The 20798-nt window shown below is 66.3% G+C and carries 19 protein-coding genes and 1 tRNA gene; 8 read left to right on the top strand and 12 right to left on the bottom strand.

Features of this window, described 5'->3' with window-relative positions:
- Positions 1 to 38: 38 nt before the first annotated feature.
- Genes ugpA through LX70_RS00450 form a run of 3 tightly spaced genes read left to right on the top strand, consistent with a single transcriptional unit; the run spans position 39 to position 2861 of the window.
- On the top strand, positions 39 to 920 hold the full coding sequence (ugpA, locus tag LX70_RS00460; RefSeq protein ID WP_105512584.1) for a sn-glycerol-3-phosphate ABC transporter permease UgpA: 882 nt from the start codon (positions 39 to 41) through the stop codon (positions 918 to 920).
- Positions 913 to 1776 carry a sn-glycerol-3-phosphate ABC transporter permease UgpE gene (gene ugpE, locus LX70_RS00455; protein WP_105512583.1) on the top strand — a complete coding sequence of 288 codons (864 nt, stop codon included), beginning with the start codon at positions 913 to 915 and terminating at the stop codon, positions 1774 to 1776. The genes ugpA and ugpE overlap by 8 nt, the downstream gene beginning before the upstream one ends.
- Positions 1776 to 2861 (top strand): sn-glycerol-3-phosphate import ATP-binding protein UgpC, encoded by a 1086-nt coding sequence (locus LX70_RS00450; protein ID WP_105512582.1) that lies wholly within the window; start codon positions 1776 to 1778, stop codon positions 2859 to 2861. The genes ugpE and LX70_RS00450 overlap by 1 nt, the downstream gene beginning before the upstream one ends.
- Here the strand turns inward: LX70_RS00450 and LX70_RS00445 are convergent, their stop codons facing one another.
- The 3 genes from LX70_RS00445 to LX70_RS00435 are packed head-to-tail and all read right to left on the bottom strand — an operon-like array spanning position 2862 to position 6007.
- Positions 2862 to 4403: a DHA2 family efflux MFS transporter permease subunit gene (locus LX70_RS00445; protein ID WP_105512581.1), complete on the bottom strand. Its 1542-nt coding sequence runs from the start codon at positions 4401 to 4403 to the stop codon at positions 2862 to 2864.
- Between the two features lie 12 nt (positions 4404 to 4415).
- Positions 4416 to 5531 (bottom strand): HlyD family secretion protein, encoded by a 1116-nt coding sequence (locus LX70_RS00440; RefSeq protein WP_105512580.1) that lies wholly within the window; start codon positions 5529 to 5531, stop codon positions 4416 to 4418.
- The gene (locus tag LX70_RS00435; protein ID WP_105512579.1) at positions 5528 to 6007 is read right to left on the bottom strand and encodes a MarR family winged helix-turn-helix transcriptional regulator; all 480 of its coding nucleotides are present in this window, start codon (positions 6005 to 6007) and stop codon (positions 5528 to 5530) included. The genes LX70_RS00440 and LX70_RS00435 overlap by 4 nt, the downstream gene beginning before the upstream one ends.
- 167 nt (positions 6008 to 6174) lie before the next feature.
- Between LX70_RS00435 and LX70_RS00430 the strand changes: the two genes are divergently transcribed.
- Entirely contained in the window at positions 6175 to 7788 is a 1614-nt protein-coding gene (locus LX70_RS00430) for an FMN-binding glutamate synthase family protein (protein WP_105512578.1), read from the top strand.
- A gap of 26 nt (positions 7789 to 7814) precedes the next feature.
- On the opposite strand, the gene LX70_RS00425 is transcribed toward LX70_RS00430, so the two are convergent.
- Complete coding sequence (locus tag LX70_RS00425; protein WP_105512577.1) at positions 7815 to 9638, bottom strand: ABC transporter ATP-binding protein; 1824 nt, start codon at positions 9636 to 9638, stop codon at positions 7815 to 7817.
- A 158-nt stretch (positions 9639 to 9796) separates the two neighbouring features.
- Between LX70_RS00425 and LX70_RS00420 the strand changes: the two genes are divergently transcribed.
- Positions 9797 to 10021, top strand: a complete 225-nt coding sequence (locus LX70_RS00420; protein ID WP_105512576.1) for a hypothetical protein — start codon at positions 9797 to 9799, stop codon at positions 10019 to 10021.
- A 94-nt stretch (positions 10022 to 10115) separates the two neighbouring features.
- Here LX70_RS00420 and LX70_RS00415 read toward each other — a convergent pair whose 3' ends face one another.
- A complete protein-coding gene (locus LX70_RS00415; RefSeq protein WP_105512575.1) occupies positions 10116 to 11435 on the bottom strand; it encodes an ATP-binding protein in 1320 nt (439 codons plus the stop codon).
- A gap of 42 nt (positions 11436 to 11477) precedes the next feature.
- Between LX70_RS00415 and LX70_RS00410 the strand changes: the two genes are divergently transcribed.
- Positions 11478 to 12416 carry an MBL fold metallo-hydrolase gene (locus LX70_RS00410; RefSeq protein WP_105512574.1) on the top strand — a complete coding sequence of 313 codons (939 nt, stop codon included), beginning with the start codon at positions 11478 to 11480 and terminating at the stop codon, positions 12414 to 12416.
- A gap of 48 nt (positions 12417 to 12464) precedes the next feature.
- Positions 12465 to 12539: transfer RNA gene (locus LX70_RS00405), tRNA-Asn, on the top strand.
- Positions 12540 to 12627: 88 nt separating this feature from the next.
- Here LX70_RS00405 and LX70_RS00400 read toward each other — a convergent pair.
- The 6 genes from LX70_RS00400 to rplU form a co-directional block, all read right to left on the bottom strand.
- Entirely contained in the window at positions 12628 to 13863 is a 1236-nt protein-coding gene (locus LX70_RS00400; protein ID WP_425430571.1) for a glutamate-5-semialdehyde dehydrogenase, read from the bottom strand.
- 95 nt (positions 13864 to 13958) lie between these two features.
- On the bottom strand, positions 13959 to 15083 hold the full coding sequence (gene proB / locus LX70_RS00395) for a glutamate 5-kinase (RefSeq protein WP_170076087.1): 1125 nt from the start codon (positions 15081 to 15083) through the stop codon (positions 13959 to 13961).
- A complete protein-coding gene (obgE, locus tag LX70_RS00390; protein ID WP_105512572.1) occupies positions 15071 to 16105 on the bottom strand; it encodes a GTPase ObgE in 1035 nt (344 codons plus the stop codon). The genes proB and obgE overlap by 13 nt, the downstream gene beginning before the upstream one ends.
- A gap of 307 nt (positions 16106 to 16412) precedes the next feature.
- Positions 16413 to 16952: a GNAT family N-acetyltransferase gene (locus LX70_RS00385; protein WP_105512571.1), complete on the bottom strand. Its 540-nt coding sequence runs from the start codon at positions 16950 to 16952 to the stop codon at positions 16413 to 16415.
- A 299-nt stretch (positions 16953 to 17251) separates the two neighbouring features.
- Positions 17252 to 17521 (bottom strand): 50S ribosomal protein L27, encoded by a 270-nt coding sequence (gene rpmA / locus LX70_RS00380; RefSeq protein WP_105512570.1) that lies wholly within the window; start codon positions 17519 to 17521, stop codon positions 17252 to 17254.
- A 6-nt stretch (positions 17522 to 17527) separates the two neighbouring features.
- The gene (gene rplU, locus LX70_RS00375) at positions 17528 to 18040 is read right to left on the bottom strand and encodes a 50S ribosomal protein L21 (RefSeq protein WP_105512569.1); all 513 of its coding nucleotides are present in this window, start codon (positions 18038 to 18040) and stop codon (positions 17528 to 17530) included.
- A gap of 252 nt (positions 18041 to 18292) precedes the next feature.
- Between rplU and LX70_RS00370 the strand changes: the two genes are divergently transcribed.
- Complete coding sequence (locus tag LX70_RS00370) at positions 18293 to 19180, top strand: fatty acid desaturase (protein ID WP_245884882.1); 888 nt, start codon at positions 18293 to 18295, stop codon at positions 19178 to 19180.
- 3 nt (positions 19181 to 19183) lie between these two features.
- Here the strand turns inward: LX70_RS00370 and LX70_RS00365 are convergent, their stop codons facing one another.
- Positions 19184 to 20725, bottom strand: coding sequence for a trimethylamine methyltransferase family protein (locus LX70_RS00365; protein WP_105512567.1), 1542 nt, complete (start codon positions 20723 to 20725; stop codon positions 19184 to 19186).
- Positions 20726 to 20798: the final 73 nt, after the last annotated feature.

The following is a 20798-nucleotide window of genomic DNA, read 5'->3' as shown; positions in this document are numbered from 1 at the left end:
GCCGCGCCCGGCCCCGTTCGGGCGCGGCCTTTCCTGACATGAACCGCGCCACCTTCCCCCATCGTGTCCTGCCCTGGCTGCTGATCGCGCCGCAGCTTCTGATCTCGCTTGTCTTCTTCTACTGGCCCGCAGTTCAGGCGCTTTGGCAATCGACGCTGCGCGAGGATGCCTTTGGCCTGAAAACCACCTTCGTGGGCCTTGCCAATTTCCGCAAGGTTCTGGCCGATCCGGCCTATCTGAACGCGATTCAGGTGACGGTGGTGTTTTCGATCCTGACCGCGTTTTTCTCCATGGCGGTGGCGCTTTTCCTTGCCGTGCAGGCGGAAAAGGTCGTGCGTGGCAAGGGGTTTTACCGCACCGTCCTGATCTGGCCCTATGCGGTCGCGCCCGCCATCGCGGGGATGCTGTGGCTTTTCATGTTCAACCCGTCTTTCGGCTCGCTCGCCTGGCCCTTGAAGCAGATGGGCATCGACTGGGACCCGCTTCTGAACGGCAAGCAGGCGATGGGGCTTGTGATCGCGGCGGCAAGCTGGAAGCAGATCAGCTACAATTTCCTCTTCTTCGTGGCAGGCCTTCAGGCGATCCCGAAATCGCTGATCGAGGCGGCGGCCATCGACGGGGCGGGCAGTCGGCGGCGGTTCTGGACCATCGTCTTCCCGCTTCTGGCACCGACGAGCTTTTTCCTCTTGGTGGTCAACGGCGTCTATGCCCTCTTTGATACCTTCGGCATCATCCATGCGGTGACCGGCGGCGGCCCCGGCAAGGCGACCGAAACGTTGGTCTACAAGGTCTATAACGACGGTTTCGTGAACCTTCAGCTTGGCTCCTCGGCCGCGCAATCGGTGATCCTGATGGCGATCGTCATCGGCCTGACCGCCTTCCAGTTCCGGTTTATCGAACGGAGGGTGCATTATGGCTGAACATGACATGGTCGGCGCATCGCGGTCGGGGCGGATCGCGGCGCATCTGTTCCTGATCCTCGGCGCGGTCGTGGTGGCCTTTCCGATCTACTATGTCGCGGTCGCATCGACCCATTCGCTGCAAACCATCCTGCGCCCGCCCCTGCCCCTGATCCCCGGACCAGAGGCCTATCAGAACTATCATGAGGCGCTGGCAGGCGGCATCGGGCGCATCGGCGGGGTCAGCGTGGACCGGCTGTTGCTGAACACCACCATCGTGGCGCTGGGGATCGCGGTCGGCAAGATCATCATCTCCATGGCCTCCGCCTATGCCATCGTCTTCTTCCGCTTTCCGCTGCGCATGGCGATGTTCTGGCTGATCTTCATCACGCTTATGCTGCCGGTCGAGGTGCGCATCCTGCCGACCTACAAGGTCATGGTGCAACTTCACCTGATCGACACCTATGCCGGGCTGATCCTGCCGCTGATCGCCTCGGCCACCGCCACGCTGCTGTTTCGCCAGTTCTTCATGACCATCCCGAATGAGCTGCTGGAGGCCGCGCGGGTCGATGGTGCGGGGCCGTGGCGGTTCTTCCGCGACATTCTGCTGCCGCTCTCGGCGACCAATATCGCGGCCTTGTTCGTGATCCTCTTCATCTATGGCTGGACGCAGTACCTTTGGCCGCTTCTGGTCACGAATTCGAATGAGATGAACACCATCGTCATCGCGCTTCGGAAGATGATTTCCTTCGCCGATGCCGATACGCCCTGGCATCTGGTGATGGTCACGGCGGTGCTGGCGATCCTGCCGCCGGTGCTGATCGTCGTCCTGATGCAGCGCTGGTTCGTCAAGGGACTTGTGGAGACCGAGAAGTAATGGCCACCCTATCGCTGAAAGATGTCCGCAAGAGCTATGGCAAGACCGAGGTGATCCATGGCGTCTCCATCGACGTGGAGGACGGGGAATTCGTGGTGATCGTCGGCCCGTCGGGCTGCGGCAAGTCCACGCTTTTGCGCATGGTGGCGGGGCTTGAGGCGATCAGCAGCGGCGTGATCGAGATCGGCGGCACGGTCGTGAACGATCTGGAACCGCGCGCGCGTGACATCGCCATGGTGTTCCAGAACTACGCGCTTTACCCGCATATGACGGTCGCGGACAACATGGGCTATGGGCTGAAGATCGCGGGGCTGCCCAAGGCGGAGCGCGCCGAAAAAGTGCGCCGCGCGGCAGAGATGCTGGACCTTCTGCCCTATCTGGACCGCAAGCCCCGCGCGCTGTCGGGCGGACAGCGGCAGCGGGTGGCGATGGGCCGCGCGCTGGTCCGCGATCCGGCGGCGTTCCTGTTCGACGAACCCCTGTCGAACCTCGACGCCAAGCTGCGCGTCCAGATGCGGCTTCAGATCAAGGAGTTGCAGCGCACCGTCGGCATCACCTCGCTTTACGTCACGCATGATCAGGTCGAGGCGATGACACTGGCCGACCGGCTGATCGTGATGAATGCGGGCGTCGCCGAACAGATCGACACGCCGATGGCGATCTACGACCGGCCCGCGAACACCTTCGTCGCGGGCTTTATCGGGTCGCCCGCGATGAACATCCTGCCCGCGCGGATCAATGCGGCGGGCAATGGCGTGATCCTTGACGGCGGGCCGGAGATCGGGCTGCCGGACCGGCTGCCCGCATCAGTCGGGCCGGGCAAGACGGTGCTGCTGGGCATCCGGCCGGAACACTTCACGCTCAGCCGTGACGGCATGGCGGGCAGTTTCCCGGTCGTGGTTCACGCGGTCGAAACGCTGGGCGCGGATGCCTATGCGCATGGGCGGCTGACGGCGGTCGCGCCCGACAGCCTTGTGGTGCGGGTGCCAGGGCATCTGGACCTGCATCCCGGCCGGCCGATCCATGTCGTCCCGAACCGCGACATGCTGCACCTGTTCGAGCCGGAAACCGGCAAGCGGCTTTGATCACTCCGCCATCGCGGCGGCGTCGATCCCGGTCGGCCTCTTTGCCGGCGGGCGCAGGAACAGCGCCAGCCCCATCGCGATCAGCGTGACGATGAACATGAACTTGAAGTCGTCCACATAGGCCACCATCAGCGCCTGTTTCGTCACCAGCCCGTCAAGCGCGGACAGGGACGTTGGATCGCCCATCACCGCGCCCGGCAGGGCATGGCGCAGCACCGGGTTGTAGGGCGTCATCCCCGCCGACAACTCGGCATGGTTGACTTGCGTGTTATGGACCAGAAGCGCCGAGACGATGGAAATGCCGATGGACGACCCGATGTTGCGCACGAGGCTGAAGAAGGCCGCCGCGTCGGCGCGGAACTTCGGCTCAAGCGTCGCATAGGCCAGCGTGGTCAGCGGCACGAAGACAAGGCCGAGGCCAAGGCCCTGGACCACCCCGCTCCAGACGATCGGCCATTCGTTCATGTCGGGGGTGAAGCCCATCATCATGTAAAGCGAGACCGAGGTCAGGCTGAGGCCGGTCATCACCAGAATGCGCGCATCGACCCGGTGGACCAGCCGCCCGACGGCGATCATGGAAATCATCGTCCCGACCCCGCGCGGGGCCATGACGAAGCCGGTGGTGATGGTCGGATAGCCGAAGATATGCGCCAGCATCGGCGGCAGCAGCGCGAGGCTTGCCAGAAGGATCACGCCGATGATGAAGATGAAGACAAGGGCCGCGGCAAAGTTCTGGTCGGCGAACATGCGCGGATCGACGAAGGGGGCCTTCGAGGACAGGATATGGACGACAAAGACCCAGAAGCCCGACAGCGCCACGGCCAGTTCGATCCACACCTCCCATGAGGCGAACCAGTCCACCTCTCCGCCCCGGTCCAGCATCAGTTGCAGCGCCCCGATACCAAGCGCGAGCATGGCGAAACCGAAGAAATCGAAGCTGCGGCGGCGTTTGGGCAGGCCCGGCAGATAGGCCATGCAGCCCAGAAGGGCGAGGATACCCACCGGCAGGTTGATGAGGAAGACCCAGCGCCAGTTGAAGCTTTCGGTCAGCCAGCCGCCCAGCGTCGGGCCGATGATCGGGCCGACCATGATCCCCGCGCCCCACATCGCCATCGCCTGCCCGTGCCGTTCGCGCGGGTTGATGTCGAGAAGGAAGGTCTGCGACAGCGGCACGATGGCGGCGCCGAAGACGCCCTGCATGAGGCGGAAGAAGACCATCGACGACAGGCTCCACGCCCCTGCGCAGGCGACAGAGGCGGCGACGAAGCCCGCGATGGAGATCAGGAAAAATTCCTTCCGCCCGATGCGGTCGGAAATCCAGCCGGTCAGCGGCGTCATGATCGCCGCCGCGACGATATAGGAGGTCAGCACCCAGTTGATCGTGTCGGGCGAGGCGCCAAGATCGCCCGTCATCGAGGGCAGCGCGACGTTGGCGATGGTGGTGTCCAGCACCTGCATCACGGTCCCGAGCATGATCGAGATCGTGATGAGGCCCTTGTGCGGGATCTTGGTGTGGTCGATCTCGTGATGGTCGGCGGACATCGGCGGGCGGTCCTATTCGGCGGCGGGGACCGTGCCGGCCATCGCGGTGCCGGGTTCGGACTGGGTATCGACGGTGACGCTCGCGCTCATCCCCGTGCGCAAAAGCGGAAGTTCCTCGCCCGCGTCAAGCGTGATGCGGACCGGGATGCGCTGCGTGACCTTCACCCAGTTGCCGGTCGCGTTCTGCGCCGGGATCAGCGAGAACTCCGCCCCCGTCCCGGCGCCGATGGCGGTGACACGGGCCTTGAAGTCGCGGCCGGGATAGGTGTCGAATTCGACCGTCGTCGCCTGCCCGACCTGCATCTGGCCAAGCTGGGTTTCCTTGAAATTCGCGTCGACCCAGGTTTCCCCGGTCTCGACCAGCGCGAAAAGGCCGCTGCCGGGGGTGACGTATTCGCCGACCCGGAAGGAGGCCGCCTGTGCCACGATCCCGTCGGCGGGCGCGGTCACCAGCGTCCGGTCGAGGTTATAGGCCGCCTGATCGCGCGCGGCCAGCGCGGCGAGGACGGCGGGATGGGTTTCGATGTCGATGTCGGCCTTGCCGCCAAGGGCAGCGAGCGCGGCCTGCACCGCCTGATCGGCGGCCGCCTTGCCCTCACGCGCGCTCAGAAGGGCGCGTTCGGCGGCGTCGAGGCCCGAGGCGGTGATGACGCCCTTGTCCGAAAGTGCCTTCTGGCGGTCGTAGTCGGTCTGATAATAGCTCAGGTCGCTTGCCGCCGCGTCGTCCTGCGCCACGGCCTTGGCATAGGCGGCCTGCATCTGCTGCACGTTCAGCCGCGCCGCCGCCAGCGCCGCACTGGCCTGTTCCAGTGCGATCCGGTAGGGTTCGCGATCGACCTGAAACAGCGGATCGCCCGCCTTCACGACGCTGTCGTCATGGACCATGACAGCGGTGACGCGGCCCGAAACCGCGGCGCTGATCGAGACGCGCGCCTGCTGGAGGTTGGCGTTTTCCGTCGTCTCATAACGCCCGCCGGTGAACCAGACATAGCCGCCGCCAAGCGCCAGCATCACCGGCAGCGCCAGCATCAGCGCGAAACGGCGGGCGCGTTTCTTCTTCGGCTCAGGGGCCGCGTCGGCGGGTTGGGCGCCACTTGTCACATCGCTTTTCTTCGTCACCGCGTTCATTCCGCCGCCCCTTTTCGTGCCGCCGCCTCGGCGGCATCGTCCAATTCCATCTGGCCCAGATTGGCCACCACCGTCTCAAGCCCGCGCATCAGAAGCGCGCGTTCCGCCGCGTCCAGCCCGTGAAGCGCGCAGTCATAGACCTCGCCCGCGATGTCGCGAACCTCGGCAAAGGCATCGAGCGCCTTCTGGCTCGGGTGGAGAAGCCGCACCCGGCGGTCGGTCGGGTCGCTGCCGCGTTCCACCCAGCCTGCCTGCTCCATCCGGTCAACAAGGCGCGAGACGGAGATCGGCTCAATCTCAAGCAGTTCCGCGATCCGCGCCTGCGAGGCCGTCTCTTCCCGGATCAGGTGAACCAGAAGCCGCCACTGGGCGGAGGACAGGCCGTGCCGCTGCCCCCGCGCCTCGAACCGCCGCCGCAGAAGGCGCGATGCGTCGTGGAGAAGAAAGCCGAGCGTGTTTGTCTTGATCGTTTTCATAAGCGCCACATAATATAAGCATGCTTACCAATCAAGGGCGAAGCCGGACACGAAGCGTTTATATTTCGGGCGCATGGTCGCGGCGGGTTGCGGCCTGCCCGAATTTCGGGCGAAGCTGGGGAAACCACGATCAAGGGCCGTGAAACGGCCGCGACAGGGAGACAGTCATGCATTCAGCCTATTTGCGGTTCTCACCGCTCATAATCTGCATCGTTCTGGCGCTGGTCTCGGTGGTGGCGCTCTTCTGGACCGACTGGACGCTGATCCCCGCGATTCTTTTCGTCTTTCTGTCGCTTGTCGGGTTTCGCGACATGGCGCAGACCAATCATGCGGTGCTGCGCAACTATCCGGTCCTTGGCCATGTGCGCTATTTCTTCGAACTGATCCGGCCGGAGATTCGCCAATACCTGATCGAGGGCGACGAGGAAGAGGTGCCGTTTTCGCGCGAGGCGCGCGCCATCGTCTACCAGCGCGCCAAGAACGTCGAGGACAAGCGCCCCTTCGGCACCAAGAAACGGGTCTATGACAGCGGCTACCAATGGCTGACCCATTCGATCCGGCCGCGCAAGATCAAGGATAACGACTTTCGCCTGACCATCGGCGGGCCGGATTGCACCCAGCCCTACAGCGCCTCGATCTACAACATCTCGGCGATGAGCTTCGGGGCGCTGTCGGCCAATGCGATCCTGGCGCTGAACAAGGGCGCGAAGCGGGGCAATTTCTACCATGACAGCGGCGAAGGCGGGATCAGCCGCTATCACCGCGAGGGCGGCGGCGACATCGTGTTCGAGCTGGGATCAGGCTATTTCGGCTGCCGCAACCATGACGGCAGCTTCAACGCCGACAAATTCGCCGCCGTCGCCGCCGAGGATCAGGTGAAGATGGTGGAGCTGAAGCTGAGCCAGGGCGCCAAGCCCGGTCAGGGCGGCATGCTGCCCGCCGCCAAGATCACGCCCGAGATCGCCGAGGCGCGCGATGTGCCGATGGGCAAGGACTGCATCTCCCCCGCGTCGCATTCCGCCTTCTCGACCCCGATCGAGATGATGGAATTCATCCAGCACATGCGGGAGCTGGCCAAGGGCAAGCCGGTGGGCTTCAAGCTTTGTATCGGCCACCGGCGCGAATTCATGTGCATCCTGCGCGCGATGCTGGAAACCGGGATCACGCCGGATTTCATCGTCGTGGACGGCAAGGAAGGCGGCACCGGGGCGGCGCCGCTGGAATTTGCCAACCACATGGGGATGCCGCTGGTCGAGGGGCTGACCTTCGCCCATAACGCGCTGCGCGGCGTGGGCTTGCGCGACCGGGTGAAGATCGGCGCCTCGGGCAAGCTGATCCATTCCTTCGACATCGCCAAGGCGCTGGCCCTTGGCGCCGACTGGGCCAATTCGGCGCGCGGTTTCATGTTCGCCATCGGCTGCATCCAGGCGCAGGCCTGCCACACCAACCACTGCCCGACCGGGGTCACGACGCAGGACCCCGACCGCTACCGCGCGCTGGTGGTGCCGGACAAGGCGGAACGGGTCTACAACTTCCACAAGAACACGATGAAGGCGCTTGGCGACATGACCGGCGCGGCGGGTCTGACCCATCCCAGCGATTTCCTGCCCCACCACCTTCTGATGCGCGAAAAGGACCGCGACATGGTCACGGGCGAGGATGTCTATCCCTACATGCCCGAAGGGTTCCTCTTGCGTGAGGATGACGACCGCTTCGGCTATCTCAAGCGCTGGCGGCGGTCGAGTTCGAAAAGCTTCGAACCCTTCGACGGCGGCGTTTAAGGGGCGGCGGTGTCAGGTGGGGCGGATCAGCCCTGCGGGGTCTCGATCCCCAGAAGCTCGGTCCCGCCGAACTGCTTTTCGAAAAGGTCGCGGAAGACGCCGTCCTGCTGAAGCAGCTCCGCCGCCGTCCCGGTTTCGACGATCCGGCCCTGATCCAGCACGACGATGCGGTCGGCTTCGAGGATCGTGGACAGGCGGTGGGCGATGACGATTGAGGTCACGCCCGCGGTCAGATGGCGCAGCGCCTCTTTCACCGCCGCCTCGGACGTCGCGTCGAGCGCGCTTGTCGCCTCATCCAGAAGCAGGATCTCCCCCCGGCGCAGAATGGCGCGGGCGATGGAAAGCCGCTGGCGCTGCCCGCCCGACAGGAAGGCGCCGTTTTCGCCCACCGGCGTGTCATAGCCCTGCGGCAGCGCCAGGATGAACTCATGCGCGTTGGCGGCGCGGGCGGCAGCGAAGACCTCTTCATCCGTGGCATCGGGGCGGCTGACGCGGATGTTCTCGCCCACCGAGGCCGAGAAAAGGAACGTGTCCTGCCCGACGAAGGACATGCGATGGCGCAGGCTGTCGAAGGTGAGACCGGAGATATCCTGCCCGTCGATCAGAACCGCGCCCCCGGTCGGATCGTAAAGCCGCATGACAAGGTTCAGAAGCGTCGACTTGCCGCTGCCCGAGGGGCCGACGAGCGCGGTGGTGACACCGGCCTGGAAGGTGATCGACACATCGCTGAGGACCGGCTGCCCCGCGCCATAGGAAAAGCTGACATCGCGCAATTCCACCGCGCCCGGTCCGGGGACCAGATCGACGGCGTGCGGCGCCTCGGTCAGCGTATCGTCCTGGTCCATCAGCTCATACATCATGCGCACGCCGACCAGGTTGCTTTCGACCGCGACGCGCATCCGCATCAGCCGCTTGGCCGGTTCATAGGCCATCAGAAGCGCGGTGACGAAGGACATGAGCTGACCGGGCGATGTCGGCTCCCCCCCGAAAAGGCCAAGGGCGCTGACCCAGACCACAAGCGCGATGGCAAAGCCCGACAGCGTTTCCATCAGCGGGCTGGTGATCGCCTGAAGCCGCACCACGGCGTTCGACCGACGTTCGACCGCGACGATGGCATCCTCCATCCGGTCGGTCATCGTCGGTTCCATGGAAAAGATCTTGATGACGCGGATGCCCTTCGCGGTTTCCTGCATCACCTTCATGATTTCGCCCAGCGACATCAGTTCCTTGGCGACGATGCCGCGCACCCGCTTCAGGATCGCGCGGATGCCGATCATCGCCAGTGGCCCGACGATGAGGGAAACCATCGACAGCACCGGCTGCTGATAGACCATCACCACGATCAGCCCGACGAGCGTCAGAAGATCGCGCACCAGCGAGGTCACCAATAGGTCGATGAGCGCCCGCGCCCGCTGCGCGCTTTGGGTCACGCGCAGAAGGATGTCGGAACTGTCGGTGACGGTGAAGAAGGACACGCCCTGCTGGATCAGCTTGCGGTAAAGCCGCGACTGGTTCGCCGCGACGATGCGGTTCCCGGCCCGCGCCATCGCGACGGTCTGGATATAGGTCGCGATGCCCTTGCCCGCGAAGATCGCCATGACCAGCACCGCAACCCCCGCGACCCGCGCCCGGTTGCCGCTGTCGGTCAGGGCGTCGATGATCACCTCCATCACCCAGGCGGTCAGCGCCGAGGTGGCGGCGACGGCGACCATGGCGGCGATGCCGATGGCATAGACCCAACCCTGCGAGCGCAGGCCGTCCTTCATCAGCCGCCAGACCAGATTGTCGGCCGGTCTGCCGGTGCGGGCGGGCGCGGCGTCGCGGGAAGAAGTGTCGTTGTGATCGGCCATTCGGTTCGCTTGCCTGTTGGGGCGATGCGCGCTCGTACCAAGCCCGCGGGGTGAAATAAAGGCCGCATGCGCGGGCCGGGCCGGGGATCGTCCGGCCATTAAGCTTCCCTCAAACCTTCCGCGCTAGTGCTGGGGACGGGTAGTTGGGGAAAACTGAGATGGTGGATCACCGGAATGATCGCAAGGCCGCCCAAGCGGCCGAGGGGCTGTGGAGCGAGGCGCTTGACCGCTGGTATAAGCAGGAGCGTGAGCCTCTGCCGCCGCCGGAATGCGAGAATGAATTCGAAGATCAGCGGCCCTTTCCGCCGGGCTGGTGGATATTGCCCGCGATCGTGCTGTCGCTGGCGCTTTGGGGGGTCATCATCTGGATGGCCGTGACCTGAAGCGTTTCGGGTTTTCGCTAAGACAGGAAGTATCAGAGTTCGAACGAAACAAGTTCGAGTTCTGAATCAGCGCAAACCCGAAATGCCAGAGGCGTCAGCGCGCCAGCACCAGATCGGCGCGCAGGCCGCCCAGCCGTTCACTTTCGGTCAGCCGCAGCGTTCCGCCATGGCCGCGCGCGATGTCGGCGGTGATGGCCAGGCCAAGGCCGACCCCGGTGCCAAGGTTTTGGTTGCGCGCCCGGTCGAGCCGGGTGAAGGGGCGCATCGCCTCTTCCCGCCGCTCCTTGGGAATACCCGGCCCGTCATCCTCGACCGAGAAGCGCAGCGCACGATCGCTGATGGCGACCGAAACCTCGGCCCGCGTGCCGTAGCGCACCGCATTGCCGATCAGGTTCGCCAGCGCCCGGCGCACCGCGATTTCCCGCAGGGGCGCCGTGCCTGCCCCCTCGACCGCATGCAGCGACACGTTCTGCCCGCCGCGCCGCGCATCCTCAACCACCGTGCGCAGCAGCGCCACGGGATCGGTCGTCACCGGCGCCTCATCCTGGGCCTCGTCGCGCACGAAGCTGAGGAAGCTGTCAAGCAGCCCCTCCATCTCCGCCGTGTCACGCCGCAAGGCCTCTACCTCCTCATCGGGGTCAAGCATGGAAAGGCCAAGCTTCAGCCGCGTCAGCGGGGTGCGCAGGTCATGGCTGACCCCCGACAGAAGCAGCGTGCGCTGTTCGATCTGGCGTTCGATCCGCGCCCGCATGTCAAGGAAGGCGTTCCCCGCCGCGCGCACCTCGGTCGCGCCGGTCGGGCGGTAGGCGACCACCCTGCCCTTGCCAAAGGCCTCCGCCGCCACGGCCAGCCGCCGGATCGGCCGGATCTGGTTGCGCAGGAAGATAAACGCGATGGTCGTCATCAAAAGCCCCGTGACCAGCATCAGGACCAGCAATTGATGCGGGTTCGAGGCCGAAACCCGCCTGCGCGGCAATTCCACCTGCATGGGTCCATATTCGGTGCCAAGCGTGATGCGCACGGTTTTCAGGTCGTAAAGGTCGATGGCACCGATCGTCGGGAAGGTGCCGCGCAGCGTCGCGATCACCACCCGGCCGCTGAGGTCGTAAAAGACCCGGCTGTCGCCTTCGGCCACGGGCGCGGGCAGCGTCACGGCAAGCGACAAGGGGCCTGCGAATTCCGCCGCCTGCGCCTCTGCCGCCGCAAGGTCGGGCGCGCGGTTCACCCGGTCGAGGATCAGCGCCACGTCCTGCACGACGTTTTCCGTCATCTGCCGCGTCACATCCTCGAAATGGCGCTGGATGAAGGCTATGGACACGACAAGCTGGATCGTCACGATAGGCAGGATCAGGATAAGCGCGGCCCGGCCGTAAAGGCCGCGCGGCATGACATTCTTGATCCAGCGGGACAGCATGGCGGCAGACTAGCCGCCGCAGGGGGCAAGCGGAAGCGCAAGATGGACAGGTCTGACACAGGGGGCGCGGCGGGCAAGGTGCAACGGCCTGAGGACGGGCTGCGGATGGTGCTGGCGGACAACCCCTCACCCATGACCTATCGCGGGACGAATACCTATATCGTCGGCTCCGGCGCCGTCGCCGTGATCGACCCCGGCCCTGACGATGCGCGCCACATGGCGGCGATTCTGGCCGCGTTGCAGCCGGCGGAGCGGATCAGCCATATCCTTGTGACCCATGCCCATCTCGATCATTCGCCGCTGTCGCGCGCCTTGTCGGGCCGGACCGGCGCCCCGGTGCTGGCCTTTGGCGCGGCCGGGGCCGGACGTTCCGCCACCATGGCGGCGCTGGCGGATGCGGGGCATCTGTGCGGCGGCGAGGGCGTCGATACCGGCTTTGCACCGGACATGACGCTGGCCGAGGGCGACACCGTCCGGGGCGGCGACTGGGCGCTTCGCGCGATCCACACGCCGGGGCATTTCGCCAACCACCTCAGCTTCGCGGCCACCCTGCCCGGCGGGCCGGTGATCTTTACCGGCGACCACGTCATGGGCTGGGCCTCCTCGCTCGTCTCGCCGCCCGACGGCGACATGGGCGCCTATTTCCGCAGCCTCGACCGGCTGGTCGGGGAACCGGCGCGGCGCTTCTACCCCGGCCATGGCGACGCAATCCATGACCCGGCGGCACGGATCGCGGAGCTTCGCGCCCACCGCAAGATGCGCGAGGCGCAGATCCTGGCCACCCTTGCCCCCGGCCCCGCCAATGCCGCGACGCTGGCGCGGAGCATCTATGTCGAGACCCCGCCCGCGCTCCTACCCGCCGCCGAACGCAACGTGCTTGCCCATCTTATCGACCTGACGGAACAGGGCCGTGTGACCCACCCCGGCCCCATCGCCCCGGCCACCGAATTCCGCCTGGCGGAGGCCGCGAAAATTTTCTGACCACCCCACTGGACGCCCCCGAAACCGCTTGCTATACGCGCCCCGTGTTCCGGCGTAGCTCAGCGGTAGAGCAGTTGACTGTTAATCAATTGGTCGTAGGTTCGATCCCTACCGCCGGAGCCAAAAATCCCCCAAGGTACTGAGCGCGCGATAAAAGCCCCTCGGGCGTCGCGGCGCCCCGGGCAAAGCCCGTCCGGCGCCGCGGCCGCGTCTAACCCCGCACCGTCCCGTCGCCTGTCACGAGATACTTGAAGCTTGTCAACTGCTCGGCGCCCACCGGGCCGCGTGCATGCAGCTTGCCGGTCGCGATGCCGATCTCGGCGCCCATGCCGAACTCCCCCCCGTCGGCGAACTGGGTGGAGGCGTTGCGCATCAGGATCGCCGAATCGAGCCGTTCGAAGAATCGTGCGGCGGTGGCGTCGTTCTCGGTCAGGATCGCCTCGGTATGCTGCGAGCCGTAGCGGCGGATATGGGCGATGGCGCCGTCCACGCCCTCGACCACCTTCGCCGCGATGATCATGTCCAGGAACTCACGCCCGAAATCCTCCGGCGCCGCCGCGACCGTCCCCGGCACGCCCGAGAGCACCCCCTCGGCCCGCACCTCGACCCCGGCCTTCACCAGATCCTCGATCAGCACGGCCCCGTGCTTCTCCAGAAACGCACGGTCGATCAGCAGGCATTCGGCCGCGCCGCAGATACCGGGCCGCCGGGTCTTGGCGTTCAGGACCACGGCGCGCGCCTTCTCAAGGTCGGCATCGCCATCGGCATAGACGTGGCAGATCCCTTCGAGATGGGCAAAGACCGGCACGCGCGCCTCGGCCTGCACCAGTCCGACAAGGCCCTTGCCGCCGCGCGGCACGATCACGTCGATGAACTCCACCGCCTTCAGCATCTCGCTCACCGCCGCACGGTCGCGGGTCGGCACAAGCTGGATCGCATCCTCGGGCAGCCCGGCGCCGCTGAGCCCTTCGACCAGACAGGCATGGATCGCGCGGGCGGAATGGAAACTCTCCGACCCGCCGCGCAGGATCACCGCATTGCCCGATTTCAGGCACAGCGCCCCGGCATCGGCGGTCACGTTGGGGCGGCTTTCATAGATCACGCCGATGACGCCAAGGGGCGTGCGCACCCGGCGGATATGCAGGCCCGAGGGCCGGTCCCATTCGGCGATGACCTGTCCCACCGGATCGGCCTGCCCGGCCACCGCGCGAAGGCCATCGACGATGCCCCGCAGCCGCGCCTCATCCAGTGTCAGGCGGTCCATCATCGCCGGGCTCAGCCCTTTTTCCCTTCCATAGGCCAGATCCTCGGCATTGGCGGCGATGATCTCCGCCCGCCGCGCCCAGACCGCCTTGGCGGCCACCAGAAGCGCGGCCTCCTTGCGCTCGGCAGGGGCAAAGCCCAGCTCGGCCGCCGCCGCGCGCGCCTTTTCCCCGATCGCCCGCATCAGGCCCGCAATATCGTCAAGATCCTTCACGCCGGCCCCTTTCATTGTGGTCCAAATACTCCCCGCCGGAGGCCCCGGCCGCAAGGCCGGTCCGGTCAGAGCGCCATGTCGTCGCGATGCACCATCGGCCCGCGCCCGGCATAGCCGAGAATGCCCTCGATGTCACCCGACCGCCGCCCGGCGATCGCGCGCGCCTCATCGGCGGTATAGCGGATCAGGCCCACACCCCGTGCCGCCCCGTCGGGGCCAAGGATCGCCACCGCATCGCCGCGGCCGAACTGGCCGGTGACCCCGTTCACCCCGGCGGGCAGAAGCGACTTGCCCCGCGTCAGCGCCGCCACCGCACCGGCATCCAGCGCCAGCTCCCCGCGCGGCTTCATCGCCGCGATCCAGCGCTTGCGCGCCACCTGCGGGTCGCCCTGCGGCAGGAACCAGGTGCAGGCCGCGCCCGCCATCAGCGCGCTCAGCGGCTGTTCGACCGACCCTTCCATGATCGCCATCGCGCAGCCGCCGGACACGGCGGTCTTGGCCGCCATCAGCTTGGTCTTCATCCCGCCCTTGGAGAGGCCCGAGACCGGATCGCCCGCCATCGCCTCGATCTCCGGCGTGATCCGGTCGACAATGTCGAAGCGGCGCGCGGTCGGGTCCTCCTTGGGGTTGGCGGAATAGAACCCGTCCACATCCGAGAGCAGGATCAACTGATCCGCCCCCACGGTCACCGCGATCTGCGCCGCCAGCCGGTCGTTGTCGCCATAGCGGATCTCATCCGTTGCGACGGTGTCATTCTCGTTCACGATCGGCACCACGCCAAGGCCCAGAAGCGTCTGCATCGTCGCGCGGGAATTGAGGTAGCGGCGACGATCCTCGGTATCTTCCAGCGTCACCAGGACCTGCCCGGCGGTCAGGCCATGGGGCGCCAGCGCCTCTTCATAGGCCCGCGCAAGCCGGATCTGGCCGACCGAGGCCGCGGCCTGGCTCTGGTCCAGCGTCAGCGCGCCTTTCGGCAGGCCCAGCACCCCCCGCCCCAGCGCGATGGAGCCGGAGGAGACGAGGATCACGTCGCTGCCGCGCGCCTTGGCGCCCGCCACATCGGCGGCCAGTGCGCGCAGCCAGTCGCCCCGCAAGCCCCCCTTGCCGTTAACCAGCAGGGCCGAGCCGATCTTGACCACCAGCCGCCGCGCCGCGCCGAGGTCGGGGCGCGCCACCGTCAGGGATGCCATGTGCCGCGCGCCTCTTCCTCGGCCGCCTCGGCCCGGTCGCCCGCGATGATCGCGTAAAGCGCGCGGAGAAGCTCCTGCACCCCGGTGCCTGCGACGCCGGAGATCAGGTGGACCGGCCCGCCGCTGGCCTTTTCAAGGCTGCGCTTGCGCGAGGCGAGTGTCCTGGCGTCCAGCGCGTCGATCTTGTTCAGCGCGGTCAGGCGCGGCTTGTCCGCCAGCGCCTCGGAATAGGCCTCAAGCTCTGCCACGATGGTCTTGTAATCCTTGGCGATCGTCGATGACGTGCCATCGACAAGGTGCAGCAGGACCGAACAGCGTTCGACATGACCAAGGAACATGTCGCCCAGCCCCCTGCCCTCGCTTGCGCCCTCGATCAGGCCGGGAATGTCGGCCATGACGAATTCGCGCCCGTCCACGCCCACGACGCCGAGGTTCGGGACCAGCGTGGTAAAGGGATAATCGGCGATCTTCGGCCGTGCGTTCGAAACGGCAGAAAGGAAGGTCGATTTGCCCGCGTTCGGCAGGCCCAGAAGCCCGGCATCCGCGATCAGTTTCAGGCGTAGCCAGATCGTGCGTTCCACCCCCGGCTGGCCGGGATTGGCGCGTGACGGCGCGCGATTGGTGGAGGATTTGAAGCGCAGGTTGCCCCAGCCGCCATTGCCGCCTTCGGCGAGACAAACCCTTTGGCCCACCTCGGTCAGGTCGGCGATCAGCGTTTCCTCATCCTCGTCGATGATCTCGGTCCCGACCGGGACCTTTAGCACGATATCGTCGCCCGACTTGCCGGTGCGCTGGCTGCCCATGCCGGGCTGGCCGTTCTTGGCGAAGAAATGCTGCTGGTAGCGGAAGTCGATCAGCGTGTTCAGCCCCTGAACCGCCTCGACCCAGACCGAGCCGCCATTGCCGCCGTCGCCGCCATCGGGGCCGCCGAATTCGATGAACTTCTCACGCCGGAACGAGGCACAGCCCGCACCGCCGCCGCCCGAGCGGATGTAGACTTTGGCGAGGTCGAGGAATTTCATGTCCGGCGCTTTCCCTGGCTAGAGCCCGTCGCGTTCATTCCCATTCACGCGACACGCTCCAATCCTTTGATTTAGCATGTTCGAGGCGCACAAAACCGGTTCCCACTTTTGTGCAACATGCTCCAAGCCCCCGCGATAGTCGCTGGCGCGGATTTTCGCAAGGGAGAGGCGACGCGGCACCGGACAGCGCGGGGGGCCAGCCCCGTCGTCCATCGGTTCTCGAACCGATGGCGCACCGATGGACGACCCCCGGAGTATTTGCGCCACAATGAAAAGAAAGGGGAGCGGCCGGGGTCCGGCCGCCGCCTCAGGCGATCTTCTTCACATAGGTCCAGGTCGGGACCATGGTGTTGCGCGCGACGGAAAAGGCCTCGGCATCGCCGAGATAGTCGAAGCCGCAATTGGTCAGCACACGGGCCGAGCCGGTATTGTCCTGAAAGACCTCGGCGAAAAGCGTGCGGGCCTTGTGCGGGTTGGCCGCGACCATGGCCGCGACCGCCTCGGAGGCAAGGCCGGTGTTCCAGAAGGCGGGCGCGACCCAGTATTTGATCTCGCTCTGCGCGCGTTCCATATGCGACAGGCTGACCACGCCCAGCACCTCGGCCAGACCATGGGCAGAGCCGTCCATGACCCAGACATCCTCGGGCCGCTTTTCGGTCAGCGAACGGGCGATATAGGCCTCGGTCGCGCCGGGGGGCAAGGGGTGCGGGATCGTGCGCGTGCCTTCGGCAAGGCGCTTGTCGGCGGTATAAAGGCTCATCAGCCCCGCGTCCGAGCGGCGCAGCGGGCGCAGCGTGAAGCGCTCCGCCTCGATCACCGGCTGGGCCAGAATGGCTTCCTGTATCATGCCTTCCCTCCTCCGAAACGCATGGCCCGGCCCGCTGCCGCCCTACCGGCAGGGGATCGGGAAATCTTGACTGCATGTCCGCCGGGGCCCCTTTGGACGCCGCCGTCATACGCTCCTCCTGCGTCTGAAATGGGGCGGCACGATGGCCGGATCAATCCCCTGACGCCCGGACCCGCCGAAATGCGGATCACGTCTGATTGTGCGATGGACCCCATGGTCCGATATCTCCATCCCTGAAAAAGCAAGAGGACCGGCCTTTCAGCCGGTCCCCGCTTACAATCGAATTGTAAAGGTTCGGCTTACTCGGCTGCCTCCGCGACCGGGAGTACCGAAATGAAGGTGCGGCCCTTGAGACCCTTGCGGAAGGTCACGCGGCCCTCGGTCGTCGCAAAGATCGTGTGGTCACGGCCCATGCCGACGCCTTCGCCCGGCCACCAGGTGGTGCCACGCTGGCGCACGATGATCGCGCCCGGCTGGGCAGCCTGCCCGCCGAAGAGTTTCACGCCGAGACGACGGCCCGCGCTGTCGCGGCCGTTGCGGGACGAACCGCCTGCTTTTTTATGTGCCATGGGTCGTTACTCCTTCGTCTTGGCTTCGGCGGTCTTGGCCGGAGCTTTCTTTGCCGGGGCGGCCTTGGCCGCGGGCTTTTTCGCCGGTGCGGCCTTCTTCTCGGCCTTTTCGGCTTTCTTCTCGGCCGGGGCGGTCGCGGTGCTATGCGCGGCGACGCGGGCGGCGGCGGTGCCGATCGCCTCTTTCACGCCCGACTTTTCCGCGCCCGAGGCGAGGATGTCGGTGACGCGCAGCAGGGTCAGCTTCTGGCGGTGGCCACGGGTGCGCTGCGAGGAATGCTTGCGGCGGCGCTTCCAGAAGGTGATGACCTTGTCGGCCTTGATGTCGTCGATGACCTCGGCCTGAACGGCGGCGCCCTTGACGAGCGGCTCACCCAGGACCGGTTTGTCGCCACCGATCATCAGAATCTCGTTGAACTGGACTTTTTCACCAGCGGCGGCGGCGATCAGTTCCACGCGAAGCACATCGCCCGCCTGAACCTTGTATTGCTTGCCACCGGTCTTGAGGACCGCGAACATGGGTCTTTCCTTCTTCTCTGCCGCGCCCTGTGGCCCCGGTTTCAACCGGCGTTTCGGGGATTTCCCGCCTCGGACAGCGCGCCCCCGTCCGGGGGCGATCGTTGAAATTGACAATCCCGGCCGGGCCAGGGACCCGCCGGGATGGGCGCTTATCGGTCAGGCGGGGGGGAAAGTCAAGCGTGGCGCGGGCGACGGCCGAGTGCGTCGCAAATGGCATTGCCCGCGCGCGCGTGCCAGCCCAGACTGGCGGGCATGAGAGATCACAAGGCCTTCCTGTCCGCCCTGTCCCCGGCCACCCGCGCGGCGCTGACCGAGACCAGCAACCTCGCGGGTCTGATCCATCTTGCGGGCCATGTCGCGCTGATCGCGGGGCTTGGCGCGGCGATCGCGGCGCGGGTTCCGTTCTGGTGGGCGCTGTTGCCGGTGCAGGGGATCGCGCTGATCTTCCTGTTCACGCTGGAACATGAATGCACGCATCGCACGCCGTTCCGCGCCCCCGCGCTGAACGATTGGGTCGGGCGGGTTTGCGGGTTCCTCATCCTGCTGCCCTTCGAATGGTTCCGCGCCTTTCACCTTGCCCATCACCGTTTCACCAATATCCCCGGCGAGGACCCGGAGCTTGACAGCGCCAAGCCCGAGACGCTGGCGCAATGGATCGTCCATGTCAGCGGGCTGCCGGTCTGGGGACAGGGGGTGGCGCTGCTGTTCCGCCTTGCCACGGGGCGGGAACGGGCGCGCTATCTGTCCGACCGCGCCCTGCCCCGGATGGTGCGTGAGGCGCGGGCGATGCTGGTGCTATATACGCTCGCGGGCCTGACGCTGATCTGGTCGCCGCTGCTCCTCTGGGTCTGGATCGTGCCGGTGATCCTCGGCCAGCCCTTTCTGCGCCTTTACCTTCTGGCCGAACATGGCGACTGTCCCTTTGTCGCGAACATGTTCGAGAACACGCGCACCACCTTCACCAACCGGATCGTGCGGTTCCTGGCGTGGAACATGCCCTATCACGTCGAACACCATGTCTTTCCGACCGTTCCGTCACACAAGCTGGCCGATCTGCACCGGCTGATGCGGGATGACCTGCGGGTCACGGCCGAGGGCTATGCGGCCTTTACCCGCGATTACCTCGCCCGCAGGCGGTGACGGTCAGTCAAGCGGCGGCGCCCCGCCTTCGGCGGTGCGGTCGGCGATGAAGCGGGCCATGCGGTCGGCGCGTTCCTGCGAACTGGGGGGCGGCACATACTCCGCCAGCACCCGCTGCCAGATTGCCGTCGCGCGTTCGTCCGCCGCCTTCGCGCCTGCCGCCGCCCAGGTGCCGTGATTCGTGAGGTCCGCGACCAGCGGCGCGTAAAAGGCGCGGTCAAATCGCTCCATCGTGTGCGGGGTGGCGAAGAAATGGCCGCCGGGGGCGACATCGGCCAGCGCCTCCCAGGCCAGATCGTCGGGGGTGGAGCCGAGCGGCTGGCAGATCTCGGCGATGATCTGCAATGCCTCGACGTCGTTGATGAACTTCTCATAGCCGAAGGTCAGCCCGCCTTCGAGCCAGCCCGCCGAATGCACGACCAGCGTCGCGTTGGCCATGAGGTTGGCCCAAAGCCCCATGTGATTCTCCCCCGCCCCCTGCATGTCGGCGGCGTTCGAGGCCGACCCGGCGGCCGAGCGCCACGGCAGGCCGACATGGCGCGCCAGTTGCCCGGTGGCGATGGCCATGCGGATATGGGTCGGCGTGCCGAAGGCGGGGGCGCCGGATTTCATGTCGACGTTCGAGGAGAACCCGCCATAGCTGACCGGCGCGCCGGGACGGGCGAGTTGCGCCAGCGTAATCCCCGCCAGGCATTCGGCATGTTGCAGGACCAGCGCGCCTTCGACCGTGACCGGGGCCATGGCGCCCGCAAGGCAGAAAGGGGTGATGATCGACATCTGGCCATGGCGGGCAAAGTCGATGATCCCTTGCGCCATCGGCTTGTCGATCTGGCGCGGAGAGTTGGTGTTGATGACGGTGGTCGACCAGACCTGATTGCGGAACTCCTCCTCCGACAGCCCCATGGCAAGGCGGATCAAGGCAAAGCTGTCCTCCACCTGCCCGCGCCCGCGCGCATAGATGAAAAGCGGCTTGTCGGTCAGGGTCAGCTGGCCCCGCATCATCGCGTAATGGCGCAGATGGGCGGGAATGTCCTGCGGTTCGGCCGAAGGGCCGACCTTGTGGATCACGTCGAAGCTCTGATGCAGCTTCAGCACCTCTTCATAGGTTTCCAGCGATCCGGGACGGCGGCCCCGGATACGGTCGGTCGCGTTGGGGCAGCCGGAGCCGGGCGAAAAGATCAGCGCGCCGTCCTCATAGCTCAGCGCGCGGTCGGGGTTCGCGGCGTTGAGGCGGATGGAGGCCGGGGCGGAGGTCAGCGCCCCGGCCACGATGTCGCGCCCGATGCGGACCATTTCGGTCGCCTCATCGACCCGCGCGCCACCGGCCGCGTAGATCTGCCGCGCCTCGGGCAGCAGGACCTTGAGGCCGAGGTCTTCGAGCAGTTTCAGGGCCATCTCGTGAATGGCGGCGACCGCGTCGGCGGACAGCACCGATTGCGGCGCGAAGGGGTGGCGAAGATGGCGGTAGTTGACGATACGGGCCGGGGCCGCCGCCTTGCGTTCGGCACGGCCGCGGCGGCGGGGAGGGTCTGTTTGCTCTGTCATGGGCGAAGCCTCCCCCGCCGCGCCCCGCCCGTCTTGCCGGTTTGCGACATCGGGGGGCGATCCGAGGGGGGAT

The organism is Albidovulum denitrificans, from assembly GCF_002973535.1.
GTDB lineage: Bacteria > Pseudomonadota > Alphaproteobacteria > Rhodobacterales > Rhodobacteraceae > Albidovulum > Albidovulum denitrificans.
The sequence above is the reverse complement of the archived record's forward strand: the minus strand, read 5'-3'. Positions and strand labels throughout refer to the sequence as shown.

Coding starts and splice junctions, on each gene's coding strand:
- LX70_RS00415 (WP_105512575.1), bottom strand. CDS start 11,435: ATGCTGTCCCGCTGGATCAAGAATGTCATGCCGCGCGGCCTTTACGGC.
- LX70_RS00435 (WP_105512579.1), bottom strand. CDS start 6,007: ATGAAAACGATCAAGACAAACACGCTCGGCTTTCTTCTCCACGACGCA.
- LX70_RS00370 (WP_245884882.1), top strand. CDS start 18,293: ATGAGAGATCACAAGGCCTTCCTGTCCGCCCTGTCCCCGGCCACCCGC.
- LX70_RS00425 (WP_105512577.1), bottom strand. CDS start 9,638: ATGGCCGATCACAACGACACTTCTTCCCGCGACGCCGCGCCCGCCCGC.
- LX70_RS00430 (WP_105512578.1), top strand. CDS start 6,175: ATGCATTCAGCCTATTTGCGGTTCTCACCGCTCATAATCTGCATCGTT.
- LX70_RS00400 (WP_425430571.1), bottom strand. CDS start 13,863: ATGCGGGCGATCGGGGAAAAGGCGCGCGCGGCGGCGGCCGAGCTGGGC.
- ugpE (WP_105512583.1), top strand. CDS start 913: ATGGCTGAACATGACATGGTCGGCGCATCGCGGTCGGGGCGGATCGCG.
- LX70_RS00410 (WP_105512574.1), top strand. CDS start 11,478: ATGGACAGGTCTGACACAGGGGGCGCGGCGGGCAAGGTGCAACGGCCT.
- LX70_RS00450 (WP_105512582.1), top strand. CDS start 1,776: ATGGCCACCCTATCGCTGAAAGATGTCCGCAAGAGCTATGGCAAGACC.
- ugpA (WP_105512584.1), top strand. CDS start 39: ATGAACCGCGCCACCTTCCCCCATCGTGTCCTGCCCTGGCTGCTGATC.
- LX70_RS00365 (WP_105512567.1), bottom strand. CDS start 20,725: ATGACAGAGCAAACAGACCCTCCCCGCCGCCGCGGCCGTGCCGAACGC.
- LX70_RS00385 (WP_105512571.1), bottom strand. CDS start 16,952: ATGATACAGGAAGCCATTCTGGCCCAGCCGGTGATCGAGGCGGAGCGC.
- rplU (WP_105512569.1), bottom strand. CDS start 18,040: ATGTTCGCGGTCCTCAAGACCGGTGGCAAGCAATACAAGGTTCAGGCG.
- obgE (WP_105512572.1), bottom strand. CDS start 16,105: ATGAAATTCCTCGACCTCGCCAAAGTCTACATCCGCTCGGGCGGCGGC.
- LX70_RS00445 (WP_105512581.1), bottom strand. CDS start 4,403: ATGTCCGCCGACCATCACGAGATCGACCACACCAAGATCCCGCACAAG.
- rpmA (WP_105512570.1), bottom strand. CDS start 17,521: ATGGCACATAAAAAAGCAGGCGGTTCGTCCCGCAACGGCCGCGACAGC.
- LX70_RS00420 (WP_105512576.1), top strand. CDS start 9,797: ATGGTGGATCACCGGAATGATCGCAAGGCCGCCCAAGCGGCCGAGGGG.
- LX70_RS00440 (WP_105512580.1), bottom strand. CDS start 5,531: ATGAACGCGGTGACGAAGAAAAGCGATGTGACAAGTGGCGCCCAACCC.
- proB (WP_170076087.1), bottom strand. CDS start 15,083: ATGGCATCCCTGACGGTGGCGCGCCCCGACCTCGGCGCGGCGCGGCGG.